20 protein-coding genes and 2 tRNA genes are annotated in these 20116 nt (G+C 55.0%); 10 read left to right on the top strand and 12 right to left on the bottom strand.

Features of this window, described 5'->3' with window-relative positions:
* The 4 genes from ENI00_RS01560 to ENI00_RS01545 all read right to left on the bottom strand — a co-directional run.
* The coding region (locus tag ENI00_RS01560) for a YcaO-like family protein (protein ID WP_304097806.1) at positions 1-1119 on the bottom strand (1119 nt) is incomplete at its 3' end.
* A 179-nt stretch (positions 1120-1298) separates the two neighbouring features.
* Positions 1299-1727, bottom strand: coding sequence for a helix-turn-helix transcriptional regulator (locus tag ENI00_RS01555; RefSeq protein WP_304097803.1), 429 nt, complete (start codon positions 1725-1727; stop codon positions 1299-1301).
* On the bottom strand, positions 1625-2038 hold the full coding sequence (locus ENI00_RS01550; RefSeq protein WP_304097800.1) for an AraC family transcriptional regulator ligand-binding domain-containing protein: 414 nt from the start codon (positions 2036-2038) through the stop codon (positions 1625-1627). The genes ENI00_RS01555 and ENI00_RS01550 overlap by 103 nt, the downstream gene beginning before the upstream one ends.
* Before the next feature lie 65 nt (positions 2039-2103).
* On the bottom strand, positions 2104-3732 hold the full coding sequence (locus ENI00_RS01545; protein ID WP_304097797.1) for a methyl-accepting chemotaxis protein: 1629 nt from the start codon (positions 3730-3732) through the stop codon (positions 2104-2106).
* Between the two features lie 375 nt (positions 3733-4107).
* On the opposite strand from ENI00_RS01545, the gene ENI00_RS01540 reads away from it, so the two are divergent.
* The 4 genes from ENI00_RS01540 (at position 4108) to ENI00_RS01525 (ending at position 8148) form a co-directional block, all read left to right on the top strand.
* Positions 4108-6849, top strand: a complete 2742-nt coding sequence (locus ENI00_RS01540; protein ID WP_304097794.1) for a YdbH domain-containing protein — start codon at positions 4108-4110, stop codon at positions 6847-6849.
* A 78-nt stretch (positions 6850-6927) separates the two neighbouring features.
* Complete coding sequence (locus tag ENI00_RS01535; protein ID WP_304097812.1) at positions 6928-7089, top strand: YnbE family lipoprotein; 162 nt, start codon at positions 6928-6930, stop codon at positions 7087-7089.
* 44 nt (positions 7090-7133) lie between these two features.
* The gene (locus ENI00_RS01530) at positions 7134-7478 is read left to right on the top strand and encodes a YdbL family protein (RefSeq protein WP_304097792.1); all 345 of its coding nucleotides are present in this window, start codon (positions 7134-7136) and stop codon (positions 7476-7478) included.
* A 121-nt stretch (positions 7479-7599) separates the two neighbouring features.
* Positions 7600-8148 (top strand): DUF5610 domain-containing protein, encoded by a 549-nt coding sequence (locus ENI00_RS01525; protein ID WP_304097790.1) that lies wholly within the window; start codon positions 7600-7602, stop codon positions 8146-8148.
* On the opposite strand, the gene ENI00_RS01520 is transcribed toward ENI00_RS01525, so the two are convergent.
* From ENI00_RS01520 to ENI00_RS01510, 3 genes are all read right to left on the bottom strand, one after another.
* A complete protein-coding gene (locus tag ENI00_RS01520) occupies positions 8145-9077 on the bottom strand; it encodes a PA2778 family cysteine peptidase (protein WP_304097787.1) in 933 nt (310 codons plus the stop codon). The genes ENI00_RS01525 and ENI00_RS01520 overlap by 4 nt on opposite strands.
* 64 nt (positions 9078-9141) lie before the next feature.
* Positions 9142-9543 carry a PA2779 family protein gene (locus tag ENI00_RS01515; RefSeq protein WP_304097784.1) on the bottom strand — a complete coding sequence of 134 codons (402 nt, stop codon included), beginning with the start codon at positions 9541-9543 and terminating at the stop codon, positions 9142-9144.
* Positions 9544-9655: 112 nt separating this feature from the next.
* Positions 9656-10369, bottom strand: a complete 714-nt coding sequence (locus tag ENI00_RS01510) for a succinate dehydrogenase iron-sulfur subunit (RefSeq protein WP_304097781.1) — start codon at positions 10367-10369, stop codon at positions 9656-9658.
* A gap of 302 nt (positions 10370-10671) precedes the next feature.
* Here ENI00_RS01510 and ENI00_RS01505 point away from each other — a divergent pair, with 302 nt between their 5' ends.
* Both ENI00_RS01505 and ENI00_RS01500 read left to right on the top strand, forming a co-directional pair.
* A complete protein-coding gene (locus tag ENI00_RS01505) occupies positions 10672-11814 on the top strand; it encodes an L-lactate dehydrogenase (protein WP_304097777.1) in 1143 nt (380 codons plus the stop codon).
* A gap of 38 nt (positions 11815-11852) precedes the next feature.
* Positions 11853-12227: a DUF488 domain-containing protein gene (locus tag ENI00_RS01500; RefSeq protein WP_349740305.1), complete on the top strand. Its 375-nt coding sequence runs from the start codon at positions 11853-11855 to the stop codon at positions 12225-12227.
* Here ENI00_RS01500 and ENI00_RS01495 read toward each other — a convergent pair.
* Complete coding sequence (locus ENI00_RS01495) at positions 12213-13445, bottom strand: trans-sulfuration enzyme family protein (protein WP_304097774.1); 1233 nt, start codon at positions 13443-13445, stop codon at positions 12213-12215. The genes ENI00_RS01500 and ENI00_RS01495 overlap by 15 nt on opposite strands.
* A gap of 240 nt (positions 13446-13685) precedes the next feature.
* Here ENI00_RS01495 and ENI00_RS01490 point away from each other — a divergent pair, with 240 nt between their 5' ends.
* Positions 13686-14600 (top strand): AEC family transporter, encoded by a 915-nt coding sequence (locus ENI00_RS01490; protein ID WP_304097771.1) that lies wholly within the window; start codon positions 13686-13688, stop codon positions 14598-14600.
* On the opposite strand, the gene ENI00_RS01485 is transcribed toward ENI00_RS01490, so the two are convergent.
* A complete protein-coding gene (locus ENI00_RS01485; protein WP_304097768.1) occupies positions 14577-15491 on the bottom strand; it encodes a zinc ABC transporter substrate-binding protein in 915 nt (304 codons plus the stop codon). The genes ENI00_RS01490 and ENI00_RS01485 overlap by 24 nt on opposite strands.
* Positions 15492-15676: 185 nt before the next feature.
* Here ENI00_RS01485 and gltX point away from each other — a divergent pair, with 185 nt between their 5' ends.
* The 3 genes from gltX (at position 15677) to ENI00_RS01470 (ending at position 17449) form a co-directional block, all read left to right on the top strand.
* The gene (gene gltX / locus ENI00_RS01480; protein ID WP_304097765.1) at positions 15677-17158 is read left to right on the top strand and encodes a glutamate--tRNA ligase; all 1482 of its coding nucleotides are present in this window, start codon (positions 15677-15679) and stop codon (positions 17156-17158) included.
* Positions 17159-17291: 133 nt separating this feature from the next.
* Positions 17292-17367, top strand: a tRNA-Ala gene (locus ENI00_RS01475).
* Positions 17368-17373: 6 nt separating this feature from the next.
* A tRNA-Glu gene (locus ENI00_RS01470) sits at positions 17374-17449 on the top strand.
* A gap of 80 nt (positions 17450-17529) precedes the next feature.
* Here ENI00_RS01470 and ENI00_RS01465 read toward each other — a convergent pair.
* From ENI00_RS01465 to ENI00_RS01455, 3 genes are all read right to left on the bottom strand, one after another.
* Positions 17530-18381, bottom strand: coding sequence for a 6-carboxytetrahydropterin synthase (locus ENI00_RS01465; RefSeq protein WP_304097763.1), 852 nt, complete (start codon positions 18379-18381; stop codon positions 17530-17532).
* A gap of 94 nt (positions 18382-18475) precedes the next feature.
* Positions 18476-19453: a response regulator gene (locus ENI00_RS01460; RefSeq protein ID WP_304097760.1), complete on the bottom strand. Its 978-nt coding sequence runs from the start codon at positions 19451-19453 to the stop codon at positions 18476-18478.
* 153 nt (positions 19454-19606) lie between these two features.
* Entirely contained in the window at positions 19607-20083 is a 477-nt protein-coding gene (locus ENI00_RS01455; protein WP_304097758.1) for a hypothetical protein, read from the bottom strand.
* Positions 20084-20116: the final 33 nt, after the last annotated feature.

The raw sequence follows: 20116 nt of genomic DNA, 5'->3' as shown, positions 1-20116 counted from the left end.
GTATTTTTCCAGCACGTGCAGAGGTACATCGGGAAGGGTAATTTCCTCCTGAATGATCTGTTTTTTGACCGCACGCTCAAAGATTTCTGACAGGCACTGCACTTGCGCCTCAAACAGAGTGTTGCCCGCACTCATGCCATTGCTCAAAAACAGGTTCTCTATCAGGTTGGAAGGGAAGTACACCTCTTCGCCGTCGGAATGGCGCACAAACGGCAACGCGCAAATGCCGCGCTTTGCATTGCCGGAGTTGGTGTCTATGAGGTTGGACCCAACCAGTTCATCCTCCGGGTTGTAGATAGGCAGGCAGTGGTCATCCAGAATACCCGACGGCAGCTCGTCATTGGGCCCGGGCTTGAACCACCGCTCTTTTGGGCAGTGAACAAACGCACTGTTGGCGATTTCCTCACCAAAAAACTGATCGTTGTAGAAGAAGTTGCAGTTCAGTCGCTCAATAAATTCGCCCAAAGCAGAACACAGGGCGCTTTCTTTAGTGGAGCCTTTGCCGTTGGTGAAGCACATTGGCGAAGCTGCATCGCGAATGTGCAGTGACCAAACGTGGGGCACAATGTTGCGCCACGACGCGATTTCGATCTTCATGCCCAGATCCGCAATCATAGTGGTCATGTTGGCAATGGTCTGCTCAAGCGGCAGGTCTTTACCCACAATGTAGGTGTTCGCCTCACCCTCTGGCCTGGCCATCAACAGGGCTTGTGCGTCTCCCACCAGGTTGTCGACGATTTCAATCTGGAACTCCGGGCCGGTTTGCACAACTTTCTTGACCGTACAGCGGTCAATCGAACGCAGAATGCCTTGGCGATGTTTCTCCGGCAGATCCTCTGGCAGCTCAACCTGAATCTTGAAAATCTGGTTATAGCGGTTCTCGGGGTCAACAATGTTGTTCTGGGACAAGCGTATGTTATCGGTCGGGATATCACGCGCCAAACAGTAAACTCGGACGAAATAAGCCGCACACAACGCCGAGGAAGCTAAAAAGTAGTCAAACGGACCTGGCGCCGAACCGTCGCCTTTATAGCGTATGGGCTGATCGGAAATCACCGAAAAGTCGTCAAACTTGGCTTCAATTCGGAGATTGTCGAGATAATTGACGTTGATTTCCATTACGAGGGTACCCGGTTTGTAGAATTTGACGCGCGACGGCCTTGAATTGCGACAGACTTGTATCGCGACTATTATCCAAATTTTGGTGCCACCCGTCTGTTCAATTTTTGAAATGTGGTTTCAGCGTCGCCGGCCGATCGGAAGAATAAACCGTTTGTGGGCTGGGTCTTGAGGGGTGGCTAAACTTTGCGCTTGTTTCCACGCGCGCGCGGGCTTTGGCCGAACCAACGCTGAAAGGCCCGTGAGAATGCACTCAGTTCGGAGTAACCCAGAAGGCTCGCGAGCTGAGTCTGGCTGATGTTGGAGTTTTTCAGATAACGCTGGGCCATGGACTTACGGGTGCTTTCCAACAGGCTTTGGAACGACGTGCCTTCTTCCGCCAGAAGGCGCTGCAACGAGCGCTTGCTCAGCAGCATGTAGTCGGCAACAAGATCGATGGTTACCCGACCGTTGGGTAAAAAACTGCGCAGCAGGTGCTGTACGAAACTCGGCAACTCCTCCGGCGTCAGTTGCTCCATGTCTTCAATAATGTGCTGGCGCATGAGTCGGTGCAGGGTTTGGTCGGCCTCGCCCAGTGCCGGCCCAACAAACTCTGCAGCAGTCGACACGCGACGCCCATCGCCAGCTCCTGCAGCGATTCGCCCACCGTGCGCGCATTCCGGATCAGGTAGAACAGGGGGCCAAAAATGGCAACGCCTTGGTACAGACCGTATTCAAGGCCAAACAGCGGGTTACCGGATTTTTCGGCGCACAGGTCCAGCAAGTTGAGAAATCTTGAATAGGGAATCAGGCTTTCGGGATTCGCAAGCGTATCTGCCGGCAACCTGGCGGCTTTCAACATATTCGTGGAATCAAGCCCGCTTTGCAGGCAATACTCGTTGAACAGAGCGAGCGAGGAGGCTCGCGAAAAGTCCGTCATGATCCGTGTCCCATACACGCTATCAGGATGATACCCACGAAAAGGGAGCGAACGTAAACGTTTCCTTACGCTACCTTGAAACGATTCACCATGGTCTGTAGCTCCGTTGCCAACTCTGAAAGCCCCGCGCTGGCTTGGCTGGTTTCTGCGGCGGCAGAGGCGCTCTGTTCAGCCACATCGGCGATGGTAACGATGCGCCGGTTCATATCATCTGCCACGGAGCTTTGTTCCTCGGCAGCACTGGCAATTCGGATGTTCATGTCGTTGATACTGGCCACGGACTGGCGAATGGCCACCAGCGCATCACCGGCGGCACCGGCCTCGATGACCACTTCGCTGGCGATGGTTTGGCCGTGCTTCATAACAGACACAGTGCTGCCGCTTTCTTGTTGCAATTGCTCAATCGTTTTCTGAATTTGGTCGGTAGATTCCGACGTGCGCCTGGCGAGTGCTCTCACCTCATCGGCTACCACCGCAAACCCGCGGCCCTGTTCGCCTGCGCGCGCAGCCTCGATAGCCGCATTCAGAGCCAGCAGGTTGGTTTGCTCGGCAATACCTCGAATAACATCCAGAACGCTGCCGATGGCCGCACTTTTTTCATCCAGTCTGCTAATGGCCTGAGCGGCTGTTTCTACTTGTGCTGCCAGTTCACGGATACGATCAACGGCATTAGCAACCACGGCACTGCCGCTATTGGATTCCTCGGAGGCCTGGTTGGCAGCTTCTGCACCCTGGGCGGCATACTGGGCTACTTCCTGGACGGTGGCGGCCATTTCATTCATGGCCGTGGCAATCTCTCTGGTTTCCTGTTGCTGATTGGCCACGGCGTCGCGATTGCGGTTGGAAATCGCTGCGGTTTGCTCTGATGCCGACGCCACCTGGGTTACCACCGTTGAAATTCGCGCAACCAGTTCGCCGAGGTCGTGCTGGATTTTCTGCGCGCTGCCTGCCACCTGGCCCAGTTCGTCCTGGGTGCTGCGGCGCACTGGCTGTGAGAAGTCACCGTCGGCCAGGCGTGCCAAATCGGTGACTAGCTCCCTTGCAGGCCGAACGATGCTGCGCTGGAGCAGCATCAGGAAGATAATAAATGCGATTACGATGGACCCCGCGATAGCCGCCACGCAGGCTTTGAGGTTTCGTGCCGTGCTGGTCTGGGTGGCGTTGGCCAGCGCCGAGGTGCGTTTTTCCATATGGGCGAGCAGGCTTTCTACGGTCTCCTGCGACTGTGTGCTCAGTCCCTGGACTACAGCGTAGGCGCTAATGGCATTGAAACCGGTGTCGTAAAAGAACTCGAGACCGTCTCGGTAACCGTCGCTCATCTTTTTATGGGCAGCGATAAACTGTTCCAGTAAGTCGACAGATTCCGGATCGGAAAGATCGCCAACGAGCGTTTGCGCATGTGTAATCAGGGTCTCTCCCCTGGACCAGAAGCTCTCCTCGAAGTCCCGCCGGCCCGGATCTGCGCCCAATAGCAATATCTGGTTCCAATCCGCCAGTTGTAGCTCCAGTTGGTGGCCCAGTTGGGTCACCTGCCGCTCGTTGACCACGTCGTGACTCAGCAGGTTCTGATAGCTTTGTATGCTTTGCCAGGCGGTGGCCATGGCGATCATCGCGGCCGTTACCACCAGCGCTGTGCCTAAACCGGTCGTGAGGAGCATCTTGTTGCGAATACTGGACGTGATCAAACGGAACATGGCAATTACTACCTTAGTGAGCACGGATCAATGACTTAAACAAAGTTTACGCGAGCTTGGTATCTCTTGGCGAGAATAGGATCGGTGCAAACTGACCACTTTTGTTGTTTTTTTGCATCATTTTACAAGCATAGTGTGTTTGAGCCCGTGGCCCTCAGGCAGGTTACTGGTTAGACTCAACAAGGTGCATAATGGTGCGTAAAAGCATAAACAACAGAGCTCCAGTTTGCGGGTGTAAGCAGGACCGGGCTTGTGCTGTGTATAGTGTTCCCGTCGATTAAACTCTGGCTTCCAGGAATGACGAACCAAGCGGCGAATGTGGATGCTCGATATGGCTATATTGAGAAGCCCGCAACGAATTCGGGATAGTGTGTAATGCGCATAGGTCGGAAACGCCTCGGGTGGGTGCTGTTCACGGTGTGGTTGGTTTCCATACTGGTGAGCGCGCTGGCTGTTCGTTACTTCTGGAACGAGGCACTGGAACGCAACGGTATTGAAACGCTGGAGTGGCAGGGGCTGGATCTGTCACTGAGTGGTGCGTCGCTGCTTGATCTGCGGGTGACTCAGGTCCAGCCGACGCGGAATCTTGTTATACGCGGCACCGATTTAACGCTCGGATGGCACTGGCCAGAATGGGGTGCAGAATGGCTCCCTCGGTTAACGGCGCTGCAGGTAGGGCATTTGGAGCTGTACTGGGCCACAAAACCCGATGTGCCGTCGGCATCGAAGCAGGCACAAGCCGACCAGTGGCCGCCTGGACTGCAGGCCTGGATGCCTTCGGAGGTTACCATTAAGCAGTTCGATGCGACCCTGCCTTGTGAGACGGGTCGTTGCTCTCTTGCAGGAAGTCTGTCGATTACCCGTTCGCCATCAAATCCGGATTCCGGACCTGCTTCTTCGCTTGCCATTGCAAACGCAAGCCTTCCTGTAGAAGCCAGGGTTCAGCTTGATCATGAAGGTCATCAGATAGACCTGTTGGCAGCCCTTTCGGGCTCCTGGGACGATGCGTTAAGTTTTTCCGCAGAACTGGATATCGACGGTATACGCTACTTATCTGCGAAGTCGAGTTATAGCAGCCGCAATGCGCACCGTCCTGTGTCTTGGGATGGCTCTTTTGAAATGCCGGACTTGCCCCAGACAGATTGGCTACTGGCATGGCTACAAGCCTGGCAGAGTCTTCCCCTTGAGGACTGGCCAAAGCAGCCACAGGCAGGGTCATTGCAGGCCAGTTGGGCGTTGCAGGGCCCTGAAATTGATAACTTCCTGGCCCAGGCCACGGGGCGTGTGAGCGTTCAAGCGCGGGTGCCTCAGCCTTGGCCGGCCCCCGGATTAGGAAAGATCAGCGGAAGCCTTGCGGTCGTTCTCAATGTTGCGCAAGGCCAGTGGCAGCCAGAAACCCTTGAAGCTGATATAGAGTTGGTTCATCCGGCGGCGTGGATCAAAAGAGTTCCGGCGCTGATGCGGCCTGATTCGTTAACCCTGGCTGTTCGGCCAGGGGACGCTTTAGAGCCTGTCTCTCCAAACAATGTCTCTCAAAATGTCTCTCCAACCGCAGCCGCTAGAACCGGGGTCAAGCGAACGCTGTTGCCGCTGAATGTGGATTTAAGCACGCGCGGAGGTGCCAACCTGTCCGTACGCTCGCATCTTGCCGTAGCAACCGGTGCGCCGTGGAGGGTTGAACTGGGCAAAACCCGGCTGAGCGCTGCGCTGCCGAAATGGGAAGTGGGCGGCTGGCTACTCACCAAACCCAAGGTTCAGGTAGCGCTTTCTGGCTGGTTGGATACCACCACGGCGGCACTGAAATTCAGTGCACCGACCGCAATCGAGGCAGACACCCTGTCGCCTGTTTCAGAATCAGCGGCTGTTAAAAAGAGTGCCCCTATCGTCAAAGGCCTTCGTGTTGAGCTTGCTCAAACTGACGTAAACGCCCGTTTCCGACTTGCGGAAGGTGAGCTGGATGCGTTTACTCTGAGCGGACCTGTTGGCGTGAAGGCACAGCAGATCGAGCATCCTCAGTTGCTGGCCCAATCCTGGCAGTTCAACGGCAGAGTAGACAGCAGACTCGCTCAAGTCAGCGTTACGGGTGTGCTCAAGGCCCACGCCGGAACAACAATGAACCTTGATTTGACCGTGCCGCATCGTGGTCTTCTGACGCTTGAGGGCAAGATGCGGATAAGCGGGAAGCAAGAAGCCGAGGCCCTGTCTCGAATAGTCGCCGCCTGCTCACCCTTGCTCACGGTGTCGGGAGGCACGATCAGCGCCAACGCTACTTATGAACAACCGCAAAACGGGGAAAAGCGATTGGCTGGCAAGCTGGTGTTTGCGGATTGGAGTGGCACATTTGATCGCACCGCCTGGAGCAGAATGAACGGCTCCGCTGACATTAGCGTTAAAAATGATCGCATCCGTGTGACAACGCCAGAACTGTCGGTGGAGCAAGTGAGCTCCGGGCTACCGATTGGGCCAGTACAGCTGGCCGCACACTATGAAGCACCTTTGGGGCAGATGGCTGCCGGGCAATTAACGTTGGAACGGGCCGAATCTGACGCCTTGGGTGGGCAGATACGCATTCAGCCCGGAAGCTGGAATTTGGCGAACGCGCCGGTCACTGTTCCCGTTGAGCTCACACAACTCAGCCTTGCACGCCTTTTGCAGATTTACCCGACTGAGGGGCTTGCAGGCACCGGTATTCTCAGCGGAACCGTGCCAGTACTGTTTGATCCTGCAACAGGAGTTAGCGTAGAGCAGGGCCGTATTGATGCGCTCAAGCCCGGTGGGCGGTTGCAACTTACGGCAGAGCGGTTGAAGGCGCTCGCTAGCCAGAGCAAGTCGATGGAACTGGTCGCCAAAGCCCTTGAGGATTTTCGTTACTCGATTCTGGACAGTGGTATCGATTATGGTGAAGACGGCACGCTGGTTCTAAATCTCCACCTTGAGGGCAGCAGCCCGAAAGTTGGCAATGGCCAGGCGGTGGTGCTGAACATCAATCTGGAAGAGAATATTCCCGCGCTGCTGACCAGCCTGCAATTAAGCGGCAGGGTGAGCGACGCTGTGACGGAAAGAGTCAAAAAATTACTGCAGAAGCGTGAGCCGGTTCCCGGCGACCTGTTACAGTAAAGGGTAACAAAGGAGTACATCGATATGACGCAATTTGGTTCCAGGATTTCCCGGCATGTGACCACTCTGCTCGCAGGTATGGTTATGGGTGGTTTGCTGGTCGCTTGCACCCCGACCGTTCAGGTTGCTGCGCCGAAGGAGCCGATTACCGTGAATCTGAACGTGAAGATTCAGCACGAGATTTACGTGAAGGTGGATAAAGATGTGGACGAACTGTTCAGCGAAAAAGGCCTGTTCTGATTGCACAGACGCTTCGCACATATTGGATTATTAAGGAGTTGGTCATGACATTATTTGCGCGATTCAGTGCCCTGGTCTTAACGTTCTGTCTGGCCCTGCCGGCCATGGCTATGAGCTTGGATGAAGCTAAGAATGCCCTGGAATCGTCGAAAAGTCAGGGTTTGGTCGGTGAGACACAGGCGGGTTATCTGGCCGCCGTAAATGCTGACCCAAAGGCTCAGGAGCTTGTCAGTGCCATCAACGATGCGCGCCGCGAAGCTTACAAGAAAATCGCTGAAAAACATGGCATTGCGGTCACCAAAGTCGAGACGGTCGCAGGCCAGAAAGCGGTCGAAAAAACCCCACCGGGACAGTACATTCAGGTGGACGACCGTTGGGTTAAAAAATAGGATAAACCGGCAGGCGTTCGGTCTTGCTGTATATAGGCTTTACTATAACCAGTCGATCTTAAAGCTTAGCCAGTATCTGCCGATAACCATTACATATACGTCCTTGCAGGAGGAAATGGTTATGGTAGAGCCAATTGTTGGTCGTGGACCGGATGCGACCGGTCGAGCAACCGCAGGCCCGTCACAGAGCAGGCCCGCCAGCCGGGTAACCGCTGAGTCGCGAGTCGACAAACAGGCGACGATTCGCACACCCGCGGACGCCATTAATGTTTTGCGCGCGCGCCTGGAACAACGGGTTCAGGAGGCCATGGGTGGTGGGGGAGGAGTAAAATCGCCCGTCGCGGATAAGTACGCTGCACAGTCTCAGCCACCTACCGCTTCTGACGTTGCCAGCCGCATTCTTGGATTTGTGCAAAACCGCCTGCAACAAGAAGCAGATGCCGGGGGAGATGTTGAGAAGCTTACGGATTTGCTGTCTCAAGCCCGCGCGGGCATCGAGAAAGGCTATGCGGAAGCCCGGGACCAGATTACGGCGTTGGGCATGATGAACGAGACGCTTGCCGGCGAGATAGATAAGGGTTTCGACCTCATCCAGGACGGCTTTTTGAATCTGGAGAAGCTGTTTTTAGGTAAAGAACCTGAAGTGGACAGCCCAACCGAAACCGGTTAACTCGCGCCAGAGCTTTCAGGGTGCTTTCCGGTTTCCAGGGCTTTGTTCATCATGTCTGTGGACTCTTCGTGTTTGCCTTGTCTGAGTAGCGCCTCGGCGAGGTTATTCCAGCCAGCGCTGATGTCGGGAAACTGGTCCGTCATGGCGCGATAGTAACCTTCCGCTTCGGACCACTGCGCCTGCTGATAGGCAATGTTACCCAATCCCAGCAATGCCGCCGGCTGATCGGGCCAGGTTCTGAGTGCCGCTTTGTAGGCGGACGTCGCCGCGATGGTCTGCCGGGTCGTTTCCAGATCGTGCGCTGCCATCAAAAAGGTGAGCGGTTCGGCTGTAGACGGTATCTTGTCAGGTGGCAAAATGACCCTCGCCCAGCGTTCCGAGCGGTTCCAGGTTGCCATAAACACCGTTGCGGGTTGGCGATAATTCGCCTGTATGCCCGAATGAAGTATCAGCGTCCTTTTTACGCTGTCATATCCGATAACCACCGCAAAATGCCATTGCGGCCACCATTCGAAGCGCAGATTTTGCAGAATAAGAACGGGGTGTCCCGCCCGGACCTCGTCCAGAATACTCTCAAGTTTTGGCGCCAGCGGATAAACCAGCATTCCATATTGGCGCGCCGCTGCCACCATCTCTACTTGCAGAGCACCTTTGCGCTGGGGTAGGTACACGCGGTCGACCAATTCATCCGGCAAAACGTCTACATTCTGAGCATTAAGCATCATCGCCAGTGATGCCGGGCCACACTGGTATTTTTCCTGTGGATGAAACGGCACGTTAGTAAGAATGGTGCTGGTAAGAGACCGGCGAGTAGACGCAATACTTGTCAGGTTGCTGCTCTCATACGCGTCCGGTCCATACGCGTCTGGCCAATGCGGCTGGTTGGCGCAGCCTGAGAGCAACACGCCCAGCAGCGCTCCCGACAGCACTCTCCATAACACCCGCAAACCAAAACGGCTTTGCCTTTGCCAGAACGTATGCACAGTAATGCGGTTAACGTATGCAGTTAATGAACGGAAAGATATCCGTTGCGCACAGCATGTCTGTGATGATGAAGACCAGCAGGAACAGCACGATGATGCCAACCACGCCTTCGCCGGCGGGAGCCTGGGCAAGCTGTTGCTTGAAATCCGCCAATTCGGAAGGCGTTAGGCTCTGAATTCTGTCTCTTACCTCTTGTTCGCCCACTCCCATACTCGCCAGCGTACTTTTAACCTCATCGCGCTCTAACATGCCCATCAGCGCATCGCGGTCGATATCAGCGCGCTGTTCGGTCAAGAGTTCGCCTGTGCCAACGATGCTTGCCGAGGCGGGGATCGCCCACATCGAACTCAAAATCATCATCAGCGTCATGATCGCCGAAACGGACTGGGTATAGGATCGAATTGCTTGCATCAAGCTGCTCCTGTTGTAGACCTGTTTGTATTTATGGGTTAGTCAACAGCTCAGTGTAAACGCTTGTGCAAGGTTTGCCGATCAAATTGAATTAATAACGATTAATGCCTTATCAAACCTGTTGCCGGAAAAGCATGGCTTTGATTCGACCAATTTCTCTCATGGGATTAAGGCCTTTCGGGCAATAAGCCGTGCAGTTGCCAATCCCTCTGCAGCGGAACACGCTGAACGGATCTTCAAGCTTCGCCAGGCGTTCGGTCGTTGCGGTGTCCCTGGAGTCGAGTAGAAAACGATGGGCTTGCAGCAAACCTGCGGGCCCCACGTATTTTTCCGGGTTCCACCACCAGGACGGACAGGCAGAAGAGCAGCAGGCGCAGAGAATGCACTCATACAAACCATCGAGCTTTGCCCGGTCTTCGGGGCTTTGGAGCCGCTCGATGGCCGGGCGGGGCTTGTCATTGATCAACCAGGGTTGAATGCTTTTGTACTGTTTGAAGAAAAGCGTTTGATCGACCACCAGATCACGAATAACCGGCATGCCTGGCAGTGGCCGAATGACCAGGGTGGTCGATTTTCCAAGAGCGTCACTTACCCGTGTGATACACCCAAGCCCGTTGCGACCGTTAATATTCAGGCCGTCAGACCCGCAGACGCCCTCGCGACAGGAGCGGCGAAAAGAAAGGGTGGGGTCAATGGTTTTAACGTGCTCAAGAACGTCCAGCACCATACGGTTCCGGTAACTCGAATCCACGGTCACATCTTGCTCATAGGGCGAGCCGTCGGTTTCCGGATTGTAGCGATAGAGCCGAACTGTGATGGTATCCATGGCGTGATCTCTCTTTGTTGCACTGAGATATTAAAAAATAGAGGCTTTTTATGCGCTGCATTTCGCGCATCTTGTTAAAACAGGCGTATTCGTTAACACATAAGTATTAGAAGTATTAACAGAGGCGAGGGGCTTACGCCTTTGCATCTGTCAAAAAAGCAGATTGCCGAATGATCTGCGTCATGAGCGGCGTGATCGGAGTAAATGGCCAACCCCCGGAGAGCTTCAGATCAGGCAAGCTTGCTACTATGCTGGGAGATACGTCATTGCCAGACCGAACAAACCGGAGAATACGCACCCCTATGATTACGCCCGCAAATACCACGGATAACCGCGCACTTGCCGAAGCCCGGTTGCCCCGGATGATGTTCGACTACGTTGATGGTGGTGCCTTTTCCGAGCAGACTCTCAGAGAAAACACGGAAGATTTCCAGAGCTTGCGCTTTCGCCAGAGAGTGATGCGGGATGTTGCCAACGTATCTGCCACCGCACGAATACTGGGCCAGGATGTTTCACTGCCGCTGGTGCTCGCGCCTGTAGGCCTTGCGGGCATGCTGGCGCGTCGGGGCGAGGTTCAGGCGGCTCGGGCAGCGCAAAAGAAGGGCGTGCCGTTTTGCCTGAGTACCGTCTCCATCTGCTCGCTGGAAGAGGTTGCCGAGTCAACCGATGTGGCCAACTGGTTTCAACTGTATGTGCTCAAAGACAGAGGCTACTCCAAGGCGCTGCTCAATCGGGCGCACAAAGCAGGGTACTCAACGCTCGTCTTTACGGTTGACCTCCCCAGGCTCGGTGTGCGATATCGCGATGTGCGCAATGGCATGAGCGGCGGCCTCTCACCCTGGGGGAAAATCCAGAAACTGTCTGACCTGCTTTCCCATCCACTCTGGCTTTGGGATGTTGCCGTTAAAGGCAAGCCGTTGACCTTTGGCAATCTTGCCGATGCGGTTCCGTCGGGCCGTAATCCTGAGGATTTCAAAGCGTGGGTCGAGAAGCAGTTTGACGCGTCTGTTACCTGGAAAGATCTGGATTGGGTGCGACAGCATTGGCCCGGCAAGCTTGTGATCAAGGGGATTATGGATCCCGATGATGCGCGTTCGGCGGTGGATGTCGGGGCCGACGGCATTGTGGTTTCCAATCATGGGGGGCGACAACTTGATGGCGCACCTTCAACCATCTCGGCGTTGCCCGCCATCGTAGAAGCCGTATCCGGGAAAACCGACATTCTGTTTGATGGCGGCGTGCAGTCTGGCCAGGATGTAGTCAGGGCGCTTTGTCTGGGCGCAAACACCTGTCTGGTGGGTCGCGCATGGGCTTACGCGCTGGCGGCAGGGGGCGAGGCGGCGGTTTGCCGGATGTTAGAAAACGTCCGCTATGAAGTGGAGTTGACGCTTGCCCTGCTGGGTAAAAATTCCGTGGAGCAGTTGAGTCCGGATGATCTTATCTGATCCATACTTGTTTTTCTGACCGATAAAACGGAGGCCCGATGATGGAAATTCGAATCAAAAGAGCTTATGACGCCGCCGCGCGCTCCGACGGCCCGCGTATTCTGGTCGACCGAATATGGCCCCGTGGCGTTGCCAAAGAGGATGCAGAACTTGAGGCCTGGCTGAAAGGCCTGGCACCCACTACCGAACTGCGAAAGTGGTTTGGCCACGACCCGGAGAAATGGACGGAGTTTCAGCAGCGATACCTCAAAGAGCTGAAACAAAACGATGCGGTTGAGGATCTGGAAAAATTGCAGTCGATTATAGAGAAACACAAGCGCCTGACATTGGTGTTTGCCGCCAAGGACACCGAACACAACAATGCGGTAGCCCTTCGCGACTTCCTCAGTAACGGTGATTTAAAGCAGGTTTAACGCCTGTTGCAGATCTGCGATCAGATCTTGCGCGTCTTCCAGCCCCACCGACAGCCGCAACATGCCGTCGGTGATTCCTCGGCGTTCTCGCTCCTCGCGGCTAATGCCGTGGTGGCTCGTGGCGCAGGGTTGGGATGCCAGGCTTTCCACGCCGCCCAGACTGGTCGCAAGCAGAAAAACCCGTAGATTGTCGGCGACTTTGGCGGCCTGTTCCCGGCCGCCCCTGATCTCCAGAGTCAGCACGCCGCCAAATCCGTCCATCTGTTGCGCTGCCAAATCATGGCCGGGAAAGTCAGGTAAACCGGGGTAGAGCACCTGTTTGATAGCCGGGTGGTTAACCATAGCCTGAGCAACGGCCATCGCGTTGTCGTTATGCTGGCGTACCCGTAAGGGCAGGGTTCGGAGGCTGCGCGAGAGTAGCGCAGCGGTTTCAGGGGCCAGAATCTGACCAAGATTTTTGCGCCATAGTGCAATTGGCCTGATCTGCTCGGCCGATGCCATAACAGCACCTGCGGTGAGGTCGCTGTGGCCACCAAGAAATTTGGTTGCGCTGTGGATGCTGAAATCGGCGCCTAGCACCAGCGGTTGTTGATTCACAGGTGAGGCAAAGGTATTGTCGACGGCCAAAAGGGCGCCTTTGGCGTGAGCTAGCAACGCCAGCTTGCGTATGTCCAGTATGCCGAGGGTCGGGTTAGCCGGGGATTCGCAGTACACCAACATACCGGGCCTGTTCAAAGCATCGGCCAGTTGATCGAATTCGCTCTGCAGCAGAAAAGTCACGGGTATGCCCAGTGGTTCCAGGTGTTGCGTTAATAATTCCTGAGTTCCGCCGTAAAGATCCCCAAAGCAGACAATGCCGTTGCGCCCATGGGCAAACAACGTTGCAGAAATAGCCGCCATGCCAGAAGCGAACGCCAGAGCATCTTCTGCATTTTCAAGGCCGGCCAGCCCTTGTTCAAGTTCCCGGATGGTTGGATTGCTGCCCCAGCGAGTGTAAAGATTGCCTGGCGTGCGGCCTTCAATTACGTCTTGCAAAGCTGCCGTGTTCGCGAAGCGATAGGTGGTTGTGTTGTAAACCGGCGAATAAGGGCTGCCGAAGCTATCCTGATGGCGACGGTTATGAATGATGCGGGTCGCTCTTGACGGTGCTCTTGACGGTGCTTTTGATGGCGCTTTTGACGGTGCCTTTGCCTGGCTAGGTTTGGGTTCGGACGGCATGGGTACTCCCTGACGATAGATATAACGCTAAAACGCTCCATGACAGCGTAACGGGGAATAGTCTGGCAGGCTTGGGCCAGGCTGACTACCTGGCAGGATGACCGCCGACAAGAGACATTACGCTAGTCGCGGTCAGCAGACGATTTACCGGCCTTCTGCTATGCTGCGCGGCTTCCCGTTTCACGCTTCTTGGGCCGGAGTCGTTATCCGTTGTGAACAACTGATGCTGGAGTGTTTGGTATGCCGGTTATGATTCAGGCGTTGGTGCCTGTGTTTGCGTTGATTGTATTGGGGTACCTGTTCCGGCGCTGGGCATTTCCGTCTGTAGACTTCTGGCCTCAGGCCGAACGGTTTACCTACTATGTGCTCTTTCCTGCCATGCTGGTATTCAAGCTCGGCCAGGCCCGGCTGCCGGCTTCGGCCTATGGCGACACCGCTTTGCTTATTGGTTCGATGTTGCTGGCGATGACGCTGTTACTGGCCGTTGCACAGTTTTTCTGGCGCTGGAGTGGGCCAGTCTTTTCTTCGGTATACCAGGGCGCTATCCGGTTTAATTCCTACGTGGGGCTTGCGGCAGGCGGAATGCTGTTGGGTGATGAAGGCCTGTCGCTCACAGCCATTGCCGTTGCCGTCATGGTGCCGATGTTAAATCTGCTGTGCATATTGATGTTTTCGCTGGTGGCGACTCCGGGGCCAGTGCGGGTGAAGCCCGTGTTGCGCGCAATTGCGTCAAATCCACTTATTATCGGGTCGGTCATCGGGGTTATCTGGAGCTTTTTCGAGATTGGCTTCCATCCGCTCATTGCCGGCACCCTGGCACCTCTGAGCAATCTGGCGTTGCCTATGGGGCTCATGACGGTTGGCGCAGGGCTTCAGCTTAAAGCCCTGCGGGGTGGTTCTGTGCCTTTCATACTGTCGTCAGTATTGAAGCTGTTGCTGTTCCCTCTGATGGCTGCCGGTCTCGCCATGGTATTGGGACTTGAAGGCACGCTGGTGCAGGTGGCCGTGCTTCTGGCCACGCTTCCAACGGCAACATCGGCCTACATTCTGGCCCGGCAGTTAGGCGGCGATGCGCCGCTGATGGCGGGCATCATCAGTGGCCAGACGCTTCTGGCCATGGTGTCCATTCCATTAATGCTGAGCATTCTCTGGTAGGCATTTGAGCGCGGCGTCGGCGATGCTCTGTTGGAAGGCCGCATAACCGTTGGCGGTTGTATCAATGTCTGTGGCCATCGGGTCCCACGTGCTGAAGGTGATATCCAACCCCTCGGTGATGGAGCGCCACCATTGTCGGTTGAATTGCGGCTCAGTTAGCAGGCATGGGTGCTTTGCAGCGCTCAAACGTTTTTGAACGTCCGCAATATGCCGGGCTCCCGGCGATAGTTCGGGATTCAGGGTCAGCACGGCCTCAACGTTCAGATTATAATGTTTCGCGAACCGGGTGAAGGCGTTGTGGTACGCAAACAGACTGACGTTCTGTAGAGGTTCGAGATGCTCTTGAATGTGCGTTTGTGTCTGGATAATGGACGCACGAAATGTTTTCAGGTTGCGATCCAGGGCGGATTTATCTGCCCCTTCGAGCTGCGCCAGGGCGTCCCGAATGCTTTCCGCCATGGCAATAGCCCTGAGCGGGTCTACCCAGATGTGCGGATCTTCCCCTTCGCCGTGATCATGCTCGTTGCGGTTAATTTCATGATCCTCGGGACTGTTTTCTGTATCAAGCTTCATCAGCGCAACGGAACGATTAGCAAATTCACGGCCGGTTAAGAGGCGATTCAGGAATGTCTCCATTTCCGGGCCCACCCAGAAGATGATGTCGGCGCTTTCCAGTGCCCGGCGTTTCGATGGCGTTATCGAATAGCTGTGGGGGCTGGCGCCCGCCGGTACCAGAGTGCTTGTGTGCATATCGTCCGTGGCGACCGCGCGCACCAGAAGTTCCAGCGGTTTGATGGACGTCAAAATACGCACATCGGCGAGCGCCGTGTTGGTATAAAGAACGACGCTGGCACTTAGCGCTAGAGCGAAAACTGTTTTGAAGCTACGCATGGAATATTTGGATCCTGACGTGTGTTTGCAATGTTATAATATTACATTACTGACGACGAAATCGCAAACCCTAGTGGTGCGTATGAGGGCAAATGCAATGATACGCTTAGCGATCATGCGAAATAATGCCCGGGCCGGTATAATGCCGGGTTTATCAAACGGCCACCGATTTTCAGGAAGGTTTCATGACTGTACGTACCCGAATTGCCCCATCACCCACGGGTGATCCACACGTTGGTACTGCCTACGTGGCCCTGTTCAACCTGTGTTTTGCCCGGCAGCATGGCGGGCAGTTTATTCTGCGTATAGAGGATACAGATCAGGTGCGCAGCACGGCAGAATCGGAACAGGATATTCTCAAAGCATTGCGTTGGCTTGGTCTCAACTGGGACGAAGGCCCCGACGTAGGTGGGCCTCACGGGCCGTATCGCCAGTCTGAGCGCAATCACTCCTACCGCCAGTACGCGGAAGACCTGGTGACTGCGGGCCACGCCTTTTACTGTTTCCGCACACCGGAAGAGTTGGAGGCCATTCGTGAGGAGCGCAAGAGCCAAGGCCTGAATCCTGGCATCAAAGGGAACCTTGAGCTGTCCGAAGAAGAGGTCAAGCGCCGCCTGGATGCAGGTGAGCCCCACGTGATCCGTATGAAGGTGCCGGATGAGGGCGTTTGCGAAATCGATGACATGCTGCGGGGCAATATCGAAATCGACTGGGCGCAGGTGGATTGTCAGATTCTGTTGAAATCCGACGGCATGCCAACCTACCACTTGGCGAACGTGGTTGATGATCACCTGATGGAAATCACCCACGTGCTGCGCGGTGAAGAGTGGATTAACTCAGCGCCCAAGCACAAGTTGCTCTACCAGTATTTTGGCTGGGATATGCCTGTACTGTGTCACCTTCCGCTGCTGCGCAACCCGGACAAGAGCAAGCTTTCCAAACGCAAGAACCCGACCAGCATCAATTTTTACGAGCGCATGGGCTTTTTGCCCGAAGCGGTCACTAACTACCTTGGCCGCATGGGTTGGTCGATGCCGGATGAGCGTGAAAAGTTCACGCTGGACGAGATGATCGCTAACTTCGACATTCAGCGTGTTTCTCTCGGCGGCCCGGTTTTCGACGTGGAAAAACTGCGCTGGCTCAACGGTCAGTGGCTGCGCGACGACCTCACCGACGAGCAGTTTATCGAGCGTATGCGCCAGTGGTGGTTTAACGAAGACGCGCTTAAAGCGCTGGTGCCGCATATCAAGGGTAGGGCGGAAGTGTTCTCGGATGTGGCACCCATGGCCCAGTTCATGTTCTCGGGCATGCTGGATTTGAAACCAGAAGACTTTGCCCACAACAAACTGGAAGAGAGTCAGATTAAGCGAGTGCTCCAGTTTACCTTGTGGAAGCTTGAAGCTCAGCGCCACTGGAGTAAGGACACTATTTTTGCGGATATCAAATTTTTGGCCAAAGCCCTGGATATGAAGATGGGCGACTTCATGTTTTCTGTGTTCGTGGCCATTGCCGGTACGCCGAACTCCTGGTCTGTTATGGACTCTATGGAGATGTTGGGGCCGGACATGACCCGATCTCGTTTGCGTAAGGCTTTGGACGTGCTTGGAGGCTTCTCCAAGAAGGAAACCAAGAAAGTGGAAAAAGAATACGCGGCGCTGGGCGATTAGCCCTGCTGGGCGGTTAACAACCATTTTGTTGAAGAAGTGAGCAGTCTGAACAGGGAAGTTCAGAAAACTGGAAAAAAAGTGCTGCCAAAGGTTGACGCCCACAGGGCGGATCCTTAATATACGCAGCCGTTGAGGGGCCATAGCTCAGCTGGGAGAGCGCAACACTGGCAGTGTTGAGGTCGACGGTTCGATCCCGTCTGGCTCCACCAATTTTAGTCCCCTTCGTCTAGTGGCCTAGGACTCCGCCCTTTCACGGCGGCAACAGGGGTTCGAACCCCCTAGGGGACGCCAATACGGCTTGACGGTTTAGTCCACCGGATAGCCATCAAAAAAACCGCCTTCGGGCGGTTTTTTTGTGCCTGCAAGAACGATTAGCGCGACGCAATGGCGCCCTTGCCAACGCCCTCATACGCCTTTACCCGAATGTTATCAGAGGGGCACTCAACTTTAAGTTGGCTTGCAATGTGCGCGGCAATCAGTTCCACGGTCGTATCCGTATTCAGCATGTATACCCGCGCCTCGGGCAGCGTTAGCGCGAATTGTCCCTGATTGGCCTCATACTCGAAGGTTATGTAGTGCACATCATGGTCTCCAACATAACGCCGAACCACGTCTTCCTCAGAACCTACGTAGATATCCTGCCAGAGCTTTGCCCAAGCACGCTCAAGGTCGTAATCCCGGTGGCCATTGCGATCAATGCGGATGGGTGAACGATGGCCGTGGGCAATGCGTTGGCAGTTTCCAAGGTGCTTTTTCAGTCCGTGAACATAGTGGTAATAGGCGCCTTCAATCACGTCTTCCCGGAGATTGATTTCCACCGAGATCACATTTGCAGGCAATACCGCCATCAGCTCTCGCTCAAGCAGGGCCGCCACCGCCGATGGCACTACTCGCTCTGAGGACAGCCAGACAACGGCTTCGTCTGGTGACCGGTGCACGATATGGCTGCCGTCGGTTAACGCCCAGCAAAACGTATCGGGTGTGTCCTGGTTCCACGACAGGCCTTCGTAGCCGCGAGGTATAACCAGCCGATGATCCACTCTCTCGTCGATGATACGTTTGATGGTGCGCTTGACGTTGCTGAAATCGAATACCATTCCCTGGTCATCAAGCTCGCCCCCAAGCACCACGTCGGCAATCCAGCTTTCCCCAACCAATCCCCGGCTGGGGTCCAGGTAAGCGAAATCAATAACGGTGAGGTTGTCTACAAACAGGTGGTTCATCAAATTTCCGGGCGGGTATGATTGAATGATCCCGGCATTCTATCAAAATTCATTGGGCGAGTGTCCGGTCAGTGATCAGGATTGCCGGGGGTAATTACCCCAACAGGCCGGCAAACCAGATAATCCCGAAACTGCACACACCAAGACAAAAAGCCAGCCCGACGGCATATACCCTGGGTGGAGCAGAACGCTGCTGCGCCACGAACAAATCAATGGTTCGCTGGGCAACGTCTTCTGCCGTCTCACGGGAGATCTCATGGGTTTGCTGCATGGCCTCAGATTGCAATGTTTGCCACAGCTCGCTATCGATGGTCTGTACGCTGGTAATATGGTCCTTCAGCTCAGCCATCTGGCCGCTTGTGAAACCAGAGTTTTCAGCAGAGCCATCAGAAGGTTCTCTCTTGAGATCTGCCAGTTCCCGGGTCAGATGTTGGCTTACCTCAGCCGTTACTTGGTCACGCAGGCGTGCGATACGCTCTTCTTGCACGTTTTCGTGCTTGGCATGTGACTCGTCCAGGGCGCGACTAAGGAGCTCAAACTGTTCGTCAAACAGCGAACTGAGCAGTTCGTGAAGGCGGTTATTTTGCACAGCCTGTTCGATCAGATCATCGACAGGTGGCATAAGGTTGGGCGAAGTGTCGCCATTCGAAGCAGGTTCCTGATCAAAATGAGGCGCAGCTGGCAGTGCACCTTGAGTGACATCGTTTGCCAGTTGGTCCAGCACCTGAGCGAAGTCGTCCGGCTGTGTAGGCTTTGTCAGAATGCTATAGACGCCAAACTCTCGCGCTTCGTTGGTAAACGATGAAGACTTCTGGGAGGTGCACATAATAACCGGTATGCCAGCGGTATCCGGGTTGTTTTTGATGGCCCTGGTCGCTTCTATACCGTTCATTCCCGGCATCAGGTGATCCATGAAAATGACATCCGGGTGCTCGTGGCTGTTGAGAAACGTGAGAGCCTCTTCAGCAGAGCTGGCCATATTGACGTTCATGTCGCGGCTTTCCAGCAATTTCCTCAGGGCAAAACGGGCTACCTTGGAATCGTCCACCAGAAGAGCATTGTTGATCGCCATCTTACTACCTCAAGCTGTTACTTTATGTTTCGGGCAGGATGCAGCCCGGTAAATTTTGCTCCGGTAAAACGACCGGCCATGGTTTCATCCTACCCAGAGAGTTCCGAGTGAGGTAACTGAAAACGTCTGAAGTTTGCGAGAATGCAGGGCAAATCACACTTTGGCCGGAAGTTGCTCCTGATTGAGTTGCTCCCACGCTCTCATATATACGTCTGCTTCGTATTCGTAAGGGGATTTGAACGGCGTGAGGACAAAATCGAAAATCAGAAAAAAGAAACCGACCGACGCCCAGGCAACGGCAATCGTGCTGAGTGTTGTAGCCTGCACTTCGGGGTTTGAGTCTACGAAGTTTTGCAGCAGGGGAATAAGGTCTGACGCGAGAACCACAGGGTTAAGGCTCGATAGCACCAGCGGTACCCAGACGGCCATGAATACCGGGAAGAAACCGAAAGACCAGATGAGACGCCGCATGAAATAGGCAGCGACTTCGCGCCAGAAACGCCGCCGTATCTCCGGGGCTTTGCGGATGCGCTCAAGATACCTGCGTCGTTCCAAGCAGTAGGCTGCTACGTCTTGAGCCTGCGAGTCGCTGGTTGCGCCTGAACCGGCCGGGCTTGAGGGTGTGCTCATGGATCTGGGGCTACCTTATCGCTGGGTGACGGA

Origin of the sequence: Marinobacter antarcticus (assembly GCF_011049865.1) — a bacterium.
Classification (GTDB): domain Bacteria; phylum Pseudomonadota; class Gammaproteobacteria; order Pseudomonadales; family Oleiphilaceae; genus Marinobacter; species Marinobacter antarcticus_A.
Note: the sequence above shows the minus strand (reverse complement) of the source record. Positions and strands in the feature narration are given on the sequence as shown.

Bases quoted from the DNA above. Each gene is read 5' to 3' on its own strand.
- ENI00_RS01545 (WP_304097797.1), bottom strand. From the start codon at position 3,732: ATGTTCCGTTTGATCACGTCCAGTATTCGCAACAAGATGCTCCTCACG.
- ENI00_RS01455 (WP_304097758.1), bottom strand. From the start codon at position 20,083: ATGAGCACACCCTCAAGCCCGGCCGGTTCAGGCGCAACCAGCGACTCG.
- ENI00_RS01530 (WP_304097792.1), top strand. From the start codon at position 7,134: ATGACATTATTTGCGCGATTCAGTGCCCTGGTCTTAACGTTCTGTCTG.
- ENI00_RS01465 (WP_304097763.1), bottom strand. From the start codon at position 18,381: ATGAACCACCTGTTTGTAGACAACCTCACCGTTATTGATTTCGCTTAC.
- ENI00_RS01525 (WP_304097790.1), top strand. From the start codon at position 7,600: ATGGTAGAGCCAATTGTTGGTCGTGGACCGGATGCGACCGGTCGAGCA.
- ENI00_RS01535 (WP_304097812.1), top strand. From the start codon at position 6,928: ATGGTTATGGGTGGTTTGCTGGTCGCTTGCACCCCGACCGTTCAGGTT.
- ENI00_RS01460 (WP_304097760.1), bottom strand. From the start codon at position 19,453: ATGGCGATCAACAATGCTCTTCTGGTGGACGATTCCAAGGTAGCCCGT.
- ENI00_RS01495 (WP_304097774.1), bottom strand. From the start codon at position 13,445: ATGCCGTCCGAACCCAAACCTAGCCAGGCAAAGGCACCGTCAAAAGCG.
- ENI00_RS01500 (WP_349740305.1), top strand. From the start codon at position 11,853: ATGATGGAAATTCGAATCAAAAGAGCTTATGACGCCGCCGCGCGCTCC.
- ENI00_RS01515 (WP_304097784.1), bottom strand. From the start codon at position 9,543: ATGCAAGCAATTCGATCCTATACCCAGTCCGTTTCGGCGATCATGACG.
- ENI00_RS01505 (WP_304097777.1), top strand. From the start codon at position 10,672: ATGATTACGCCCGCAAATACCACGGATAACCGCGCACTTGCCGAAGCC.
- ENI00_RS01485 (WP_304097768.1), bottom strand. From the start codon at position 15,491: ATGCGTAGCTTCAAAACAGTTTTCGCTCTAGCGCTAAGTGCCAGCGTC.
- ENI00_RS01490 (WP_304097771.1), top strand. From the start codon at position 13,686: ATGCCGGTTATGATTCAGGCGTTGGTGCCTGTGTTTGCGTTGATTGTA.
- ENI00_RS01550 (WP_304097800.1), bottom strand. From the start codon at position 2,038: ATGACGGACTTTTCGCGAGCCTCCTCGCTCGCTCTGTTCAACGAGTAT.
- ENI00_RS01540 (WP_304097794.1), top strand. From the start codon at position 4,108: ATGCGCATAGGTCGGAAACGCCTCGGGTGGGTGCTGTTCACGGTGTGG.
- gltX (WP_304097765.1), top strand. From the start codon at position 15,677: ATGACTGTACGTACCCGAATTGCCCCATCACCCACGGGTGATCCACAC.
- ENI00_RS01510 (WP_304097781.1), bottom strand. From the start codon at position 10,369: ATGGATACCATCACAGTTCGGCTCTATCGCTACAATCCGGAAACCGAC.